The sequence below is a fragment of the Rhodothermales bacterium genome (assembly GCA_017643395.1).
GTDB lineage: Bacteria > Bacteroidota > Rhodothermia > Rhodothermales > UBA10348 > JABDJZ01.
This window is the reverse complement of sequence record JAEPNP010000002.1, coordinates 30,134-47,492: the sequence shown is the minus strand read 5'-3', so window position 1 is coordinate 47,492 and position 17,359 is coordinate 30,134. Positions and strand designations below refer to the sequence as shown.

The following is a 17,359-nucleotide window of genomic DNA, read 5'->3' as shown; positions in this document are numbered from 1 at the left end:
TGGGAGCGGACGTCGCGCAGGGCTAAACCGTGACAGCCGCCCCTCCTCGTTGTTTCAACATCAGCAGGTAAGCTGTCATGAACGGTGTTACAAAGGCCGCGCGTCTGCGCGTGGCTGACACATTTTCAAGCGCCGCGCGCTCACTCATTTTCCTTCTGGGCCTGATGTTCAGTGTGAGTGTCGCGTCGGCGCAAACGGTCGGGTTCTCAGTGTCAACTGACGGCCCTGCTGGCTCTGTCGGACGTCGTACGACGCTCAACGAAGGTGCCAGCAAGACCGCATATGTCGAACTATCTGGCGGCGGGACCCTTGGGGCCAACGCCACGGTCGATTACGTGGCGCAGGCGGGAACGTGTACAGCGACTCCGGTTGTCAACGACGCCACCCTGAACGCGGACTACCCGCTGATCTCCGGTCAGCTGACGTTCCCTAAGAATTCAGGTGCCGGTGTGAAGCGACCGATCTCGGTGCAGACCCTCGACGACGCCATCCGCGAGAACGCGACGAACGGCGGATATGAGTGCTTCGAGATCAAGCTATTCAACCCGGTAGGCTTCTCGCTGAATGCAAACGACGCACTGACGGTCTTCATTCTCGACGATGAAGCCAACCCCAGCGTCAGCATCTCGGATGCGAGCATACTGGAAGGTGGTTCGGCGGCCCTGACACTGAGCCTGTCCCACCTCTCGGACGAGGCCATCGTGTTTGACACCCAGACGACAGCAAACTTGGCGTTCCTGGTAGGAAACACGGAGAATGGAGCGGGTGCCGCGGAAGACGTCGATTTCTACGACGGAGACGCCACGGCAAACGCCATGACGTTTGCGAGCGCCGCTGAGTTTGGTTCGACGATCTCCGCTATGTCCGCTTCGTCTGTGCTCTACGTGCCAACTTGGCCAGATAACATCTACGAGGGTGACGAACTCTTCTCGGTTCAGTTGCTAGTGCCGGGCGGCGCCAACTACACGGTCTCCGATGCCATTGGCGCCGTGACGATCGAGGATGACGAAGACGTCCCAACCGTGATCATGGTGCAGGACGAAAGCGGCCTGGAAACTGCGGGGAGCTTCACCTTCAAGGCACGTCCGAGCCATCACTCGGAGCAGGCCTACAACGTCCAAATCGCGTATCTCGATGTAACGGCCCTGAAGAACCAGGACTACACACCCGGGCCTGCCAGCATCAACGTCGCGGGAGTGTCCTTCGGCAACCCGGCCATTGTAGACGAGATGATTCCGGTCTCCATCATAGACGACCAGATTCCGGAAGACGGCGAGATCTTCGTAGTACAGCTCCAGAACGGGACTGGCTACAATATCGATGACGAGACAGCTGCCGGCTACATCACCGACGACGATGGAGTCGACCTCACAATCGTGGCTACCAGCACGACCGGAACGGTCAACGACGCTTCTGTCGCGCTCATTGGTGGTGCTCCGGCCGTAGTGTACGAGTTCACAGTCACCAACAATGGTGCGGCGGCCGCAACAGACGTTGTCATCGACTATCAGCTAATTGGGCTATCCAAGACGACCCAGTCTGGTTGTGGTGGCTCAGTGAGCGCAGTCGTCGACGGTGCGTTCACTTGTGGCGGAGGGGGCGCTGTGACGATCGGTGCGGGCTCGTCCCGGGTGTACACTGTCACTACTTCAGTGACCGCTGCACACGGCGACCACGCGTCGATTGAGGCGCTCGTCCAGGACCAGGGTGCCGGCTCTGTCGAGACCAACCCTGGTGACAACGAAGATAGAGTCATCACCGCCGTCTACGGAGCTGACTTCGGCGACCGCATCGCCGCGGGATCGCACGTGATGTCGGATGACCTGACGCTCGGCGTGCTCCGTGATGCCGAAACCTCGGTGACGGGATCGCTCGCAGCGGACACTGATGACACGACCGGTGAAGCTGATGAGGATGGTGTTGGTTTCCCACTGCCAGGCGGTCTCATTCAGCGAGGGGGCGCTGGCGCCCCTGTCGAGAATCTCCTACCCGTCACCCTGTCCCACGACGGTTATTTGTCGGTATTCGCCGAGTACGATGATGGCTTGGCCGGAGTGGTGTGGACAACCGAGGTGGATGACCTGCCCGTGAGCTCAGGCCTCAACTGGGTCTCCATCGACGTGGATGAGCTTACCGGTGTTGCGACCCCGGGAACGCTCCTGACCCTGCGCTTCAGGGCGTGTACGGTCCAAGACGTCTGCGATTCGCCGACGACTGGCGCGGTTGCCGGTGGCGAGATGGAGGACTACAGCGTAACCACGCAGTTTAGAAGCGCTGCCAAGACCTTCCAGATGCCGGAAGGTGTGGTAGAGCCGGTGCGAGTTGAGTTCACCGCCACGGACATCCTTCTCGTTGATGGAAACGGAACCATCATCTTCACCAACGACTTGGTAGCCATCGGAACGGGTGCAACCACTGATTTCCTCATTGAGGGCAACAGCGGTCCCAACTCCTTCGTCGTTGACATTGAGATGATGCCCTCCGGGTTCGATTTGGATGTCGACGGCAAGCTTGGCGACGACGCACTTGTGTTGGTCGATGAGAGTGGGACGGTGCACACCACTGTCAACCATACGGCACTCAACGCCAGCGACGGCGATGTTGAGATTTCTGGCGGATACACCATCCGTTTCAGAGACTTCGCACCCGTTCAGGACAATCTCAGTGCGGCCAACCGCGAGTTTGAGTTCTCCGACCTGATCGACGACAACATCGTCATCCGTGACAACGGAGCAGACGCGGACGGCTTCACGTTCATCGACTCGAATGGGTCCGAGGAAATCACCTTCAAGAACCCGACTACGACCCTCAAGGTTTGGGCAGGGCTGGGATCAGACTCTTACGCCTTTGAAGGCGTGGATGAGACCGATGGCAACGGCAACCCGGCCTCGTTTGAAATCTCTCTCTATGGAGACGACGTGGCTGAGGGGATCACCGATGGTCCGGATCACTTCCTGATTGCTCCGCTAACAACGACGAGCTCGTTGACTTTCGGCGACATCGAAGGTGGCCTTCCCAGCACTTGTGTGGGCGATGTCCTGGATATCGATACCTCACTGGGAGCGGTGATCGACACGATTGACGAAGCTGGCAAGCAGATCAGCTTCAGCAGCTCGCATCAGCTGCTGACCTTCGACGAGATGGAGCACTTCGCCGACTACGTCGCGGACGTCAAGCTCTCGCTGATCCTGCCGCCGACCCCGTCGACCAACCCGGGCGATATCCTGCCGGTGGAACTGCTGGTCGAGAATCTTGGCCCGAACACGGCGGACTGCATCAAGATCAACGACACGCTGCTGGACGGCGCGCTGACGATCCTGGACGGCCCGACGTTTACACAGGGGTCCTTCAACTCACCGATGTGGCTGGTGGGCTCCCTGGCACCTGGTGCCACGGCGACTCTGAGCTACACGGTGGAGGTTGGCTACCAGTACAACGGTGAGGCCACGATCACCGCGCTCGCTCCCCAGGAAGACCCGAACCTGCACAACAACTCGGTGTCTCTCGACATCGAGCCGGCCTTCCCGTTCCCGGTGAAGGCGCAGGCTACGGCTGCCCTGTGGTACGACCACGACGGCGATCCGGACACGGACAAGCGCCTCATCGTCGGCCTGGCCAACGGCTTCGCGGGTCTCAACAGCGCCGTGCTGTGCCGCGTGCCGAACTTCGACGGTGTCTTCAGTGACGACTACCCGCTGTGGCGTGAGTGTGGCGCGGGCCTCCCGTACCCGCTCTACGTGACGGACCTCGCTCACGTCGAGACCACCGACCCCGACGATCGTGACCTGATCTACCTCACCGCATGGGGTTCTGACGGTCTCTACGTCTCGCGCGACGGTGGTGAGTCCTTCACGGCGGTCAACCCGGGCGTCAGCGATACGCACGTAGCTGGCTGGACGGCGGTCTATGCCTTCACCGAGGATGCGGACGGTTTCCTGTACATCTCGACCAACCACGGCTTCGTATACCGCAGCCTGAACGGTGGCGAGACCTGGCAGAAGATCGGCGATCTTCCGGAAGTCGATGCGGACACGCCCTGGAGCCTGGTGGCCCATCCGCGTGAGAGCGGTCGCCTCTATGCCGGCACCTTCGGTCGTGGCATCTACACCTCCGAGGACTACGGCTTCACCTGGGAATTCCTGGGCGGCCAGGCTGTCAATGACCTGCTCATCGCCAACCGAGGTGGCCATGCGTTCGACCTGGAGCTGGATCCGACGAATGACTTCATCTTCGTAGGCACCGGCAACGGCGTCTTCCGGATGTCGCTCGCCGGTGACGGATCGAGCACTGGCCTGTGGCAGTCGCTGGACATGGAGGTCACGCTGAACAACGGCGACGTGGTCACCCCCGAGGTGCGCGCTCTGGCCTTCGACATGAACGGTCACCTGTACGCCACCACCTGGGGCTTCGGCGCCTTCCGCAACCCGGCTCCGACCCTCACGCCGAGCGTCGACTTTGTCAAGATCGCCCTGCGTGGCCAGGAAGTGGCCTTTGTCGCCATCTCCGAAGACGGCCAGGACATCGCCTTCGGTTCGATGGAAGGTGGTATCGAGTTCGGAGAGCCGCTTGCGGCCTCGGCGACCTCCACCGAAGACGAGCCGGTCGATGCCGAGCTGCCAAGCGGCTACGTGCTCGAGCAGAACTACCCCAACCCCTTCAACCCGGTCACCACCATCGGCTTCGCGCTGCCGCAGTCCGGTCAGGTTCGCCTGGCGGTCTACGACGTGCTCGGTCGCGAAGTGGCCCTCCTGGTTGACGGTTCGGTCCAGGCCGGACAGCACTCCGTGCAGTTCGACGCCCAGGGCCTGACCACGGGAACGTACATCTACCGTCTGCAGACGGAGTCGGGCGCTTACGCTCGCCAGCTGGTACTTATGAAGTAGCCCTGCGCGACAAGCGCCCGGCCTGCTCCACTACGCTACCCGAAGCACCTGGCGCTTCGTGCACAGACCCCCGGTCTCCGAAAGGAGGCCGGGGGTCTTTCGATGGGAGGGGGCCACAGGGGCCGCACAGGGGCCGCAGAATCGCAATCGGACGAATCACAACACAGATCCGCCAGGGGGCGCAAAAACGCGCCTTTCCCACGCTTCTAGATGCGGATAGGTATCAAAATGAGACGGTGGCCTTTCCGTCTCGAAGGAAAGCTGGTTTTGTCTGGAAAAGTGAAGGTGGCACTCGCGTGCTGCGCGCTGACGGTAGCCTTGGCTGGCGCCACGCCGGCCGTCGCTCAGGATTTTTGCCCGGGTGCATCTGCTACGATCAATTCGGTGACGGAGGGCACTGATCTGCAGGTGCAAGTCGTGGTCAAGGAGTACAACGGGACAAGTTGTGCCTCAAGCACCATTGACCACACGGGGCCACATACGGTGTTTTATACCACCACGAATGGATCGGCGACAGGTGGCAGCGACTTCACCGTGACGACAGGCTCGATCATGGTGTCTGCGGGCGGGGGTTCGGCGCTTGTCAACATCCCCACCACGGCGGACATGCTCTACGAAGGGTCGGCGGAGACCCTCACTTTTGAAGTCACCTCGATTACCGGTCCCGGAAACAATCTGGGCACGCTACCGACCGTCGGCCTGACTATCAATGACGGTGATGCGGTGCCCACGGTCGAATTCTCTGCGGGCGCGCAGTCCAATGACGAGTCCGTTTCGCCGACAGTGACGGCAACGCTTTCGCACAAGACAGTTTTTGCGGTCACTGCGCCCTTTACCCTGTCAGGATCGGCGACGGAGGGTAGCGGCAAGGACTACGAGGCGTCGGCGGGACAATTCAGCATCGCGGCACAGGCGCTAAGCGCGTTCGTCACGCTTACGGTCAACGACGACGCCATCGACGAAGACCCGGAAGACATGATCTTGACGTTGGGCGCGCCTGCCAACGCCACGCTCGGCACAACGACCGTGCACACAGCGACCATCCAGGATAACGATGTGGAGCCGAACGCATCCTTTACGGCGGATGTGCAGTCCGGTGTCGAGGGGGCAGGAAATATGACGGTGACGGTGACTCTCGACCGACTTAGCGAGCGGGGGGTGGTGGTTCCGTACGCCCTGTCCGGATCGGCGAGCCAGGGGGCGCTTCCCAATGACTACACCATCAGTCCGGCGAACTTCACATTTGGGGCTACCTCAGCCTCAGAATCCGTGACCATCACCGTCAATGACGACGGCGCGGACGAGAACGACGAGACCGTCGTGCTGACCATGGGCGCGCCCACAAACGCGGGCACGACAGGCTTCACTACCCATACCGCGACGATTCAGGACGACGATGTGCCGCAGGTTTCATTCGACGCGGCAACTTCAAGCGGGGACGAGTCAAACAGTCCATCCCTCGACATTACAATATCCCCGACGCCGATAAACGACATCACCCTGAACTTCTCGTACGGTGGTACGGCTTCGGGCGGCGACTACGCGGCCAGTACGACCCTGATGGTGACAGCCGGAACAAGCTCTACCACCCTGCCAATTACCATCACGGGTGACAGCGAAGACGAGGCTGACGAGGCCATTGTCGTCACAATCGCGGCCGGCACCGGGTACGCGCCATCGGGTCAGACGACCCACGAATACACCATTCTAGACGACGACGCGGACCTCTCCATCTCCAAATCGGCCGGCGCCACCTTCAACGCAGATGACGGCACGCTGACGTACACGATCCAGGTCAACAACACCTCCACGACGACCGACGCGACCGGGGTCACCGTCACGGACGCAAAGCTCGGGTCAACCGACTACTCAGCAGTCGCCTCCGCCCAGTTCGTGGGCACCACGTGGTCCGGACTCAGCATTGCGAGCGGAGGAATGGTGACGGCAACGGTAGCCGCGACCCTGGGCGTAGAGCACACGGTCACAAACACGGCACTCATCACAGCGGCCGACCAGGCTGACGATGATGCCGGCAACAGCACCGTCACCATCACCGTCAATCAATACGACTACGGCGATGTCCCTGCGACCTATACGGCCGCCACAAGAAGCGCACGCCACGAAATCCTCTCGGGCGGGCCACGTCTGGGCCCAACTGTGGACTCAGATTCTGGCAACCAGGCCTCGGCGACGGCCAGCGGCGATGACGGAGACGCTGACGGAGACGACGAAGACGGCATCGCTGTGCCTCCCACGATCTATGCACTCGGTGCGACGGAACTGGTCACCGTCAATGTTGACGGGGCAGGGGGGTTCATCCACATGTGGATTGACTTCAACGCCGACGGGGAGTTTACGCAGGCCGCCGACTATATCGGAGTCACTGCTGCACCCGCAACCGGCGACTACGTCATCGCCGTCACTCCTCCGAGCGGGTCCGCCGGCGAAACGTTCGCGCGCGTCAGAGTCTGCTCGGTGACGACCTATTGCGACGATCCGGAAGAAGACGCGGCCGACGGCGAGGTGGAGGACTACCCCGTCAAAATCGTTGGCATGGACTACGGCGACGCGCCTTCGGCAAACGGGTATCGCACGAAAAAGCTGAACGATGGGGCCCGGCACGGTGTCGAAGCTCCGATCACGCACTACATGGGGGTCCAGCTCGACATCGACCTGGATGCACAGGACACGCCGGCGGACGCGACCGGTGACGACGTCGACGGAGCGGACGATGAGGACGGCGTGACCTTTCTGAGCAGCCTCATGATTCCGGCATCCGGATCGACGATAGCGACGGCCGATGTCCAGGTGGTCGGAAGCGGAGTGCTGTATGCCTGGATTGATTTGAATATCGACGGCACCTTCGACGATGCGAGCGAAGAGGTCATTACCGCTGCCCCGCTCAATACCGGCTTGACAACAGTTCAGTTCACGATCCCCAGTGGCACAGGTGTTGGTGCCAGCTTCGCTCGCTTCAGGTATTGCGACTCCGGGTGCGACAAACCATTCGGCTATGTCGCCAAGGGAGAAGTGGAGGATTACGCGGTGGACCTGGTCAACGCAGCCAGCACGCCGGACGTGACCGTGACCCTTCCGTCCGGGACGAATGTCACTGGCACGATCACGCTCTCGCTGACAGGCACCACGCTGACGCTGGGAGACGGAACGGTGACGTTGTTTGAGGCCCCAGCGATCTCGGGGATGAACAGTCTGACCATAGAGGGCCTGGACACGGACAATCTGCTGCTGGTGGATCTTGCCGGCGGCGTTCCGATCCCGACCGGAGGCGTTGTCTACAATGCAGGCGATGGCGACGACGAACTGCGCATCGACCTGCAAAACCAGGCGTTGACCAGTGGGACCATCACGTTCAATGGCGGTGATCCCACCACTGGCCCGGGGGACTTTCTGACCATTCAGAATTCCACCATGGGGGCCACGACGTACGATTTCCTCTCCATCCACACGGACGAGGATTCTGGCAACTTCCTCATCGATGATGACGACCCCGTGGTACCCGGAGCCTTTGATGACCTGAACATCATCTACGACGGCCTGGAGCCCATTTTCTTCACGGCCACGCCCGCCAAGGCCATTTTCCAGTTCAACGACGACGACAACACGATCAACCTGAACGGTTCCGGTGACGCGGGTGGTCTGGGCGATGGGTTCTCGTTCATCGACTGCGTGACCTGCGGCGAGGATGTAACCTTCACCACACCGACCGACTCCCTGATCGTGCGGCCAGGGGGCGGGGACGACACGATCACGTTCCCCAACCTCGACGTTGCTGGCGCGGTCATGCTCAACGTCCTGATCCAGGGAGAGTCCGGCAACGACCGGTTCATCGTGACCCCATCGCCCTTTTATGATCCGCATATCATGGGAGAGGACCCGGTGCTGCCGAGGTGCTACGGGGACATTCTGGACATCGTGACCGAAGGCGGCATCACGGACCATTCCCTGGTCTATGAGCGCGTTGGAACCGGCAAGTGGACGTTCACGGCGGCGTCCAACCAGGATGTGACGTTTGACTCCATCGAGTCGCAACTGGACGCCAGGACGGAAATTTCGGTGGGTGTCACGGCTTCTGCCAACGAGTTCTACCCGACGGACCCGATCACGCTGACGTACTCGGTCACGAACAACGGCATCGAGCACGCCACCTGCGTGATTCCCAAAATCACGATTCCGGATGCCGTGAGTCCGACGCAGCCGATCGTGCCCAGCCGCGGCATCTACTACGATGGCTCGCCGCCGACGCTCTCGCTGCCGACGCTGGATGCGCCCGAGAAATGGGTCATTCCGTGGCTGCAGTCCGGCGTGACCGCGACCATGGAGGTCACCGGCATCATGGATGCGCACATCCAGGATGTCTACTACGCGCTGCTGAAGGGGATCGTACCCCCGGATTCCACCGAAAACGCAGGCCTGGTAATTTCGGTCGACACCGTTGCGACGGACAACGCCGACAGCGTGCGGGTCTCTCTCCTGCCGACCTTCCCGTTCCCGGCCAAAGGCCATGGTGTCGCGGCCCTGCAGGTGAACCTGCCGAACGGGCTGGAGCGTGTGCTGGTGGGCCTTTCGCAAGGCAGTCCGGGCCTGAACACGGGTGTGCTGTGCCGCATTCCGGACCCGGACGGCGTGCTCTTCACCCAGGTTGGCGTGGGGAACCGCTGGCGTCCCTGCGGCACCGGCCTGCCGCATCCGGTCTACGTGACCGACCTGTTCCTGGACAGTCGGGGCACGCCCGCGGACTCGACGGACGATTGGGTCTGGGCCGCCACCTGGGGCTCGGAGGGCCTGTACTACTCCACAGACTTCGGAGAGACGTTCGCCAGCGCGGCCGCTGTCTTCCCGGGCGAAACGCCGGGATGGACGACCGTCTACGCCATCGAGGAGGATGCGAGCGGCATCATCTACTTGTCAGCCAATACGGGCACGGTCTACCGCTCGTTCGACCGAGGTGCGAGCTGGCAGAAGGTGACTTCGCTGCCGGGCGCCAGCGCCGATTTGCCCTGGAGCCTGACCGCACACCCAACAGAGCCGGGCGTGCTGTACGCGGGCGTCTTCGGGCGGGGCGTGTACCACACGGAAGACTATGGCTTCACCTGGGAGCCGCTCGGCAGAGTCGCCGTGAACGACTTGCTGATCGATGCGTCGGGTGGCCACGTGTTCGACCTGGAGTTCTCTCCGGACTCGAACGAGTATCTGTTTGCCGGCACGGGTCGGGGCGTCTACCGCATCACGCTCGATGCAGGCGGAACGGTCGTCAGTTTGTGGGACGAACTCGATGTCCGCGTGACCCTGGATAACGGCACCGTGGTCACCCCGGAGATTCGCACGCTGGCGTTTGACCCGGACGAGGAGGACGTGGACGATGACCTCCTGGTCGGCAGCTGGGGCTTTGGCGCATTCGAGCACACGGCGCCGATCACCGTACCAAGCCGCGACTTTGTTGAGTTTGCCCTGAAAGAGGGGTACGTCAGCATGCTTCTGCCGCTGCAAAACGGCGATATCCTGCTTGGCAACCGGGGCGGGGGCGTAGAGATGGTCCCATCGGCCGGATCAGTCACGTCTACCACCATTGAACCGGTCCGCGACCTGCCGACCGCATTTGCACTCGCGCAGAACTACCCGAACCCGTTCAATCCGTCGACTACGATCGGCTTCGATGTGCCGACCACCGGGCGGGTGCACCTGGCTGTATACGATGTGCTGGGCAGGGAAGTGGCCGTTCTGGTTTCCGACGTGGTGGAGGCCGGCCGGCACAGGGCCATGTTCGACGCCGGGCGTCTGACTAGTGGTACGTACCTCTATCGCCTGCAGACCGAGGCAGGCGCGTTCACCAGGCAGTTGGTGCTCATGAAATAAGCAGGCCGCCGATGCACTTGGGCACGTTCCCCGACGCACACGTCACCGGTCGTCGCCAGCGGCCGATACCTATCCATCCGACGAACGCGTCTGTGCCCTCAGCCCCCGATCGAAATGCCGGTCGGGGGCTTCTTTCTGGCACAAATCAGACTCCGGACCCCATCGCCAGAAAACAGACAACAGGCAGTAGATAAACGCAGCACAAATCGGACACGCCCCCCGAAATCGGTCACAGAGCCCGTTAATATATCCGTAACGCGACCTAACTCACGCCTATTAAGACACGCTACTACCCCGATGCAACAGCGTAAAAGTTGGATTGCCGATCTGTTCACGATCGCGCTCCTGATGGCGATGCTGGCCGCTCCTGCCTTTATGGCTGTGGAGCGCGCTCTATTCGCCCTCTAGGTCCCCCCCAGCTCGACTAGCCGCAAAAAGGATCGGCGTTTTCCCCCGGACGCCGCCCCGTAGTCAGCCGAACTGGGACCGCGCGAACGATTCCAGTGAGGCAATTCAGTTATGAGCCGCCGACATACTGAAGGGGATCTCCATTCCTCTACTGACCCGCCCGGATATCCACTTGTGGATGCCGTGCTTGCAGCCATCTGTGCCGTGTTCCTCGTGATCGCGCTGCTGCTCGCACCCACGGGCAAGAATGATGGAAACAGCTTATCAAAAGGAAAAGAAACGGCAGGAAGCGTCGAGACTGCGTCTCGGTGACCTGTTTGTGCTTGCGCTGACTGTGTTCGCGCTGGCCATTACAGCCTTCATCCGTTAGAAATCGGTCATCCGGCTGCAACACGCCGGACATATCTCTACGCCGATTCTCGCTTGTCGGACGTCCGATCGTGACGTGACCGACTTTCTGTGCATGTGAGCGGACGGGCCTCCCGAGGGCCCTGAACGGCTCCGTTATCCGTGTTCGGTAGATCGCGCGCCCTGCGTGGCCTGCCGTGCACCTAATCAACGGATAACCGTTCGCTGCCATGTACGCCGCAAACACCCCACGTGCCCCATACTCGGCTGGAAGCCCCTATCAGCGCTTCTCACCGGTCCCGGCACCTCGATCCCGCAAGAGCTCCGGCCCGAGCTGGATCGTCCCGGTCCTGTCCTTTCTCATCTCCGTCTTCCTGACGCTGCTCCTGACGGCCGACAGTGTGTTCGGTCAGTACTACCAGAAGCAGGCTGACGTCCAGGTGGAAATCGAGGCGGACAAGGAGCGGGTCAAGAAAGGTGAAACGGTCGAGTTCACGATCACTGCGACCAACCTGGGTCCCGATGCGGCTCCGACCGTGTGGGTCTGGTTCGACACCTACGACACCCAGCAGTGTTTCGAGGTGAAGAAGATCAACGGCACGGACGTCGATCCGCACTTCAAGCTGCCCATCAAATGGGGGGCGTCACTTGGCGCGCCGACCCATGTGAATCACGTCTATACCTACGACGACGTGGAGTTCACGGTCGAGGGCAAGGTCAAGTGTGAGCCCAAATTCTGGTTCAGCGGCAATGCGCGCATCACCGAGGTGATCGGTGCCATCGATCCGGATCTGTCCAACAACGGCCCTGCTGTGGCCGAGGTGCACAATACAAAGGCAGATCTGGAGCTTGAGGTATATCCGACTCGGGCGAAGTTGATGGTGGCGGGCCAGAACCAGCGTATTGACCTGGAAACCGGCATGTCGGTGCACAGCGGTGACCCGACCCGGGACCTCCGCTTCTCGCAAGTCAGCAGCCCGTTCAGGATTGTCACAGAATTGACCGCGGAGGGCGTCATCCTGGAGGACACGCCGTTTGAAGATGTGAGCTTCGCGGACATCGCCGGCCAGACCTTTGTCGCTACGCAGCTGCCTGGAATTGAGGCCGACGACACCGTGCTGATCCGCACACCAGACGGCAACGTATTCAAGTTGGGGAGCTTCTCCGAGAAGACCAACGCCGTCGGCTTCGAGATAGAACAGCTCTTCGAGGTCGAGCCCAAGGTGAAAGGAGACATCCGCTTCCGCGTCAAGCTCACCAACCTTGGCCCTGACGGTTCACACGACATCAAGGTGCTGATCAGCGAGTCTGATCCGCACGGGTGCTTCGAGCCGGTGGCCTCCATGAATCCCGCCTCCAGCGCGAGCATGGCCGTGCCGGTCAACCCCTTCGGGCCGATGGGCACCCATCTTTCCCTGCAGGATCACGCCGCCTACTACCCGTTCCCGGTGGAATGGAAGCTGAGCCTGGACGCTCCCGCCGGTCCGCACAAGGATATCTTCGACATGGAGTTCGTCGAAATCTCCGGTCGTGCCACCTGCGGCGACGATTTCGGCATCAAGGCTGAGGTCATCGACACCGGCTCTGCCGCCGATCACAGCCCGCAGGGCATCGTGGAAGGCAAGGTCGAGGGCGCGGGCAACGCCGATCTGCAGATCACCAAGGAGGTCGTCTCCTTTGACGCGGACAAAGACCGTGGCGTCGCCGAGTTCGTGATCCGGGTCAAGAACCTGGGTCCGGAGCCGGCCACCTGGGTGCGCGTCAAGGACATCTACAATCCAAACAAGATGACCTTCGACCGCGCGTACTGGAATCTGGACGATGAGCAGTTCGCCTTCACGCCGCCGACACAGGCAGATCCGAGTGGTCCTGATGTGCTCCCGGACGAGCACACAGCCGTCTGGAAGATCAACAAGATCCTGCGCGGCGAGACTCGCGAGCTCCGCATCAAGTTCTTCTGCGACATCAAGGATGACCTTGTAAACACGGCCATGTTGGCCCACGTGGACCAGTTCGATACCAACCCGGACAACGACATGTCCGTGGCCACGGTAGTGAAACTGGACTTCGGCGATGCGCCGGCGCCATACAAGACACTGCTTGAGGACAACGGAGCGCGCCACCGTCTGGTGCCGACGGGTCCGATGCTTGGTAACCAGGTGGATGTGGACAACGACGGCGCTCCCAGTGACGAGGCCCTCGGAGACGACGATCTGGACGGTACCGACGATGAGGACGGCATCCTGGCCCCCAGTCCGCTGACGCTGATTGCGGGTACCACCGAGCCGTTCTCGATCCGCTACGCCGCTCCCGTTGACTCGGCTCGGCTCAACATCTGGATCGACTTCAACGACGACGGCGACTGGGACGATTGGGGCGAGCACCCCATCCACAACGCAAGCCTGCCGCCGACCGGGACCACCAATGGCGTCCCGAATACCTCCGACGTCACGATCAACGTGCCGGTTCTGCCGACCTCCGTCAATACCAAGCAGACCTTCATGCGTCTTCGCATCTGTTCCAACAACATGATGTGCAACGCCTACATCGGCCTGGCTGACGACGGCGAGGTAGAAGACTATCAGGTCGAGATCCTGTCTCTGGATTTCGGCGATGCCGACACGGACGGGCAGACCGCCGGTCCGAACGCCGCGCGCCACCCGCTGACCGACCTGTTCCTTGGCGAGATGATCGACTCCGACCCGGACGGCCAGGAGTCCGCCGATGCTGACGGTGACGACACCGACGGTGACTTCGACGGCAACGGTGACGACGAAGACGGCATCACCTTCCTGATCCGGGATGCTCACGGCAAGGAGTCGCTCTACAGCAGCGCGCTGAATACGCTGGTGGCCAATGTGGCCGGCAACAAGGGCGGATACCTGAATGTGTTCGTCGACTATAACATCCAGGACAACAAGTTCGGGACCGGAGCCGAGCACGTGGTGGATGACCTCTGGGTCAACCCCGGAGACAATCTGGTCTCGTTCACGCTGCCGGAAATCCCCGGCACGCTGACCAGGAACGCGAATGTGCGCTTCCGCCTCTGCGCCAAGCCGGACGAATGCGACGTTCCGACCGGCAAGGCCAAGTCGGGCGGTGAGGTTGAGGACTACGTAGTCTGCCTCCTGGACGAGGGCACGGACCTGATCGTCAAGTCTGACGGCCAGCTCGGTTCGGTCACTCGAGACGGAGACAACATCGTGATCGCCAACAAGGACGGGGACATCCTTTTCCAGGATGCGATCGCGGACGTGGGTCGGGTCACCGTTATGGGCACCAAAGCCGACGACTACCTCTACGTGGATCCGGACGCGATTCCCGTCGGCACGCTCATGGCGATGCTCGGGGACGGACACGACACGGTCGAACTCGGCGAAAACAACGATCGCTGGGACCGCGTCAAGCATCTGTTCGATGGGCCCAATGACGGATCCATCGAGCTACGCAAGCGCGACGGCCAGACGGTGATCAACCGCACGCTGTTCTACAGTGGTCTGGACCCGATCATCGACAATATCCTCGCCACTGACCGCGTATTCGCGTTCAACGGCGGCGCAGAGGACATCATCATCAAGGATGACGACTACTTCGCGGACGGCTACTCCTTCATCGACTCGGACCAGGCCGAAGAGGTAAGCTTCTACGGCCCAAGGAATTCGATCGAGGTCATGGCCGGAACGGGTGAAGACACCATCGACTTCCAGGGCCTGGACAAGTCCCTGGGCGATGGGCAGGCGGGCAATCCGTTCCGCAACTTCGACTCCGTGCTCCTCGCCGGCAACGACGACGCCGACTACATCGTGGTCACCCCGGTCAAGCACGACCTCTTCGACCTGCGCGTCGAGGGTGATGCTCCGCTCATGTGCTACGGTGACGTGCTGGACATCCGGGACGACTGGAAAGGCACCATCGCCAGCCTCGGCGAGATGAACGGTGGCATGGGAACGGTCAAGTTCCACCCCTACACGCACTTCGGCGACATCGAGTACACGGGAATCGAGGCGCTGGCCGACTACCAGGCCGACCTATCCATCGTGACGATCGTTGATCCGGAGTGGAAGATGGTCTATCCGGGCGATGCGATCGAGGTCACGGTCAAGGTCACGAACCTGGGCCACGACAAGGCGCAGTGCGTGAGCGTTCCGGACATCCTGGATCCCAAGCTCTCGGTCTACGCCGGTGGCACGCCTTCGGTGGGCATGTTGGCAGACGTTGCGCCGCGCTGGTTCGACACCAAAGCGGGCGAGAACGACCCGGACCGCGACGACTGGGTGATCCGCAAGCTTCTGCCGGGTGAAATGGCTGAATTCACGGCCAAGGCCGTGGTCAACTCACAGATCGTGGGCGACCTCAACAAGCAGCACGTGACGGCCTTCACCACTGATCCGGAACTCTGGAACAACCACGCGGATCTCGCCCAGATCAAGCCGACCTTCCCGTTCCCGGCGAAGGCTCTGGCCCAGTCCGCCCTGTTCTACAAGACCAATCTGGGTCCGGTCGGTCCGAACATGCACCTGGGCTCTGACGTGCAGCTCGAGCGCATGATCGTGGGCCTGTTCCAGGGCACCCCGGGCATCGATGCCTCCGTGCTCTGCCGCATCCCGGATACGACGAATCCCATGACGGGTGAGCTCTACTACGAGGGCTATGACATCGTAGGGCTCGGCAACCGCTGGCGTCCGTGCGACGACGGCCTGCCGTACCCCCTGGTAGTCACCGACCTGCATCGTGATCCGGAGACGGACCGTATCTGGCTCTCGAGCTGGGGCTGGGCGGGTCTCTACTACAGCGACAACGGCGGCCTGACCTGGGAGAAAGCCCACGCCCAGCTGGGTGCAGGAAACGGCCCCTGGAGCAACGTCTATGCGATTACCCAGGATGTGGACGGTTTCCTCTACATCTCGGCCAACAACGGCAACCTGTTCCGCTCCCTGGACAAGGGTGAGACCTGGCAGCAGGTGGGCAGCCTTCCGGGTGTCTCTGCGGATACGCCGTGGAGCCTGGTAGCCCATCCCATGGCGCCTGGCACCATCTACGCCGGAACGTTTGGCTACGGGGTCTACGTGTCGGATGACTACGGATTCACCTGGCGGGAGCTGACAGGCAACAGCCTGCTGCTTGCCAACAAGGCCGGTCACATCTTCGACCTCGAGTTCGATCCGGACATGATGACCCTCTTCGCCGGCACCGGCAAGGGTGTCTATCGCCTGGATGACCCGAGCCCGACGAGCGTGGATATCTGGAAGTTCGTCAACTCGAACGTCGACAACCCGCACCACGACTGGAAGGGTCGTCCGGAGATCCGCGATCTGTCGTTCGACATGATGGGCAACCTGTACGCCGCCTCGTGGGGTCAGGGCGTGTTTGTCAACAACAACCCGACGGAGGCCTGGCCGCCGGACTTTGAGCAGTACCAGCTCAGGGAGCAGCAGGTCAGCTTCGTGGCGGTCTCGACTACGGGCCAGGTGTTCGCGAATTCGGCCAGTGAGGGCATCGTGAGCTTTGACATGGCGGCCTCGGGCACGTCCACGTCCACCGAAGATGCGCCCGGCACCGCCGCGGCCGAACTGCCGGAAGGGTTCGTGCTCGAGCAGAACTATCCGAACCCGTTCAATCCGGTAACGACCATCGGCTTTGCACTTCCGGAGTCGGGCACGGTCCGTCTGAGCGTCTTTGACGTGCTCGGCCGCGAGGTCAGCGTGCTGGTGGACGGACACATCAATGCCGGTCAGCATGAAGTCACCTTCGACGCGGCCGGTCTCCCGACCGGGACGTACGTCTACCGGCTGGATGCCGGAAGCTTCGCGACCACGCGCACGCTGGTCCTGATGAAGTAGGTACGG

The 17,359-nt window shown here is 61.6% G+C and carries 3 protein-coding genes; all 3 read left to right on the top strand.

Annotated features, from left to right (window positions below; all coding sequences use genetic code 11):
• Positions 1-77: 77 nt before the first annotated feature.
• The 3 genes from JJ896_08635 (at position 78) to JJ896_08625 (ending at position 17,353) form a co-directional block, all read left to right on the top strand.
• On the top strand, positions 78-4,883 hold the full coding sequence (locus JJ896_08635; protein MBO6779704.1) for a T9SS type A sorting domain-containing protein: 4,806 nt from the start codon (positions 78-80) through the stop codon (positions 4,881-4,883).
• A 228-nt stretch (positions 4,884-5,111) separates the two neighbouring features.
• Positions 5,112-10,757 (top strand): T9SS type A sorting domain-containing protein, encoded by a 5,646-nt coding sequence (locus JJ896_08630; protein MBO6779703.1) that lies wholly within the window; start codon positions 5,112-5,114, stop codon positions 10,755-10,757.
• Between the two features lie 986 nt (positions 10,758-11,743).
• Positions 11,744-17,353 (top strand): T9SS type A sorting domain-containing protein, encoded by a 5,610-nt coding sequence (locus JJ896_08625; GenBank protein ID MBO6779702.1) that lies wholly within the window; start codon positions 11,744-11,746, stop codon positions 17,351-17,353.
• Positions 17,354-17,359 lie beyond the last annotated feature (6 nt).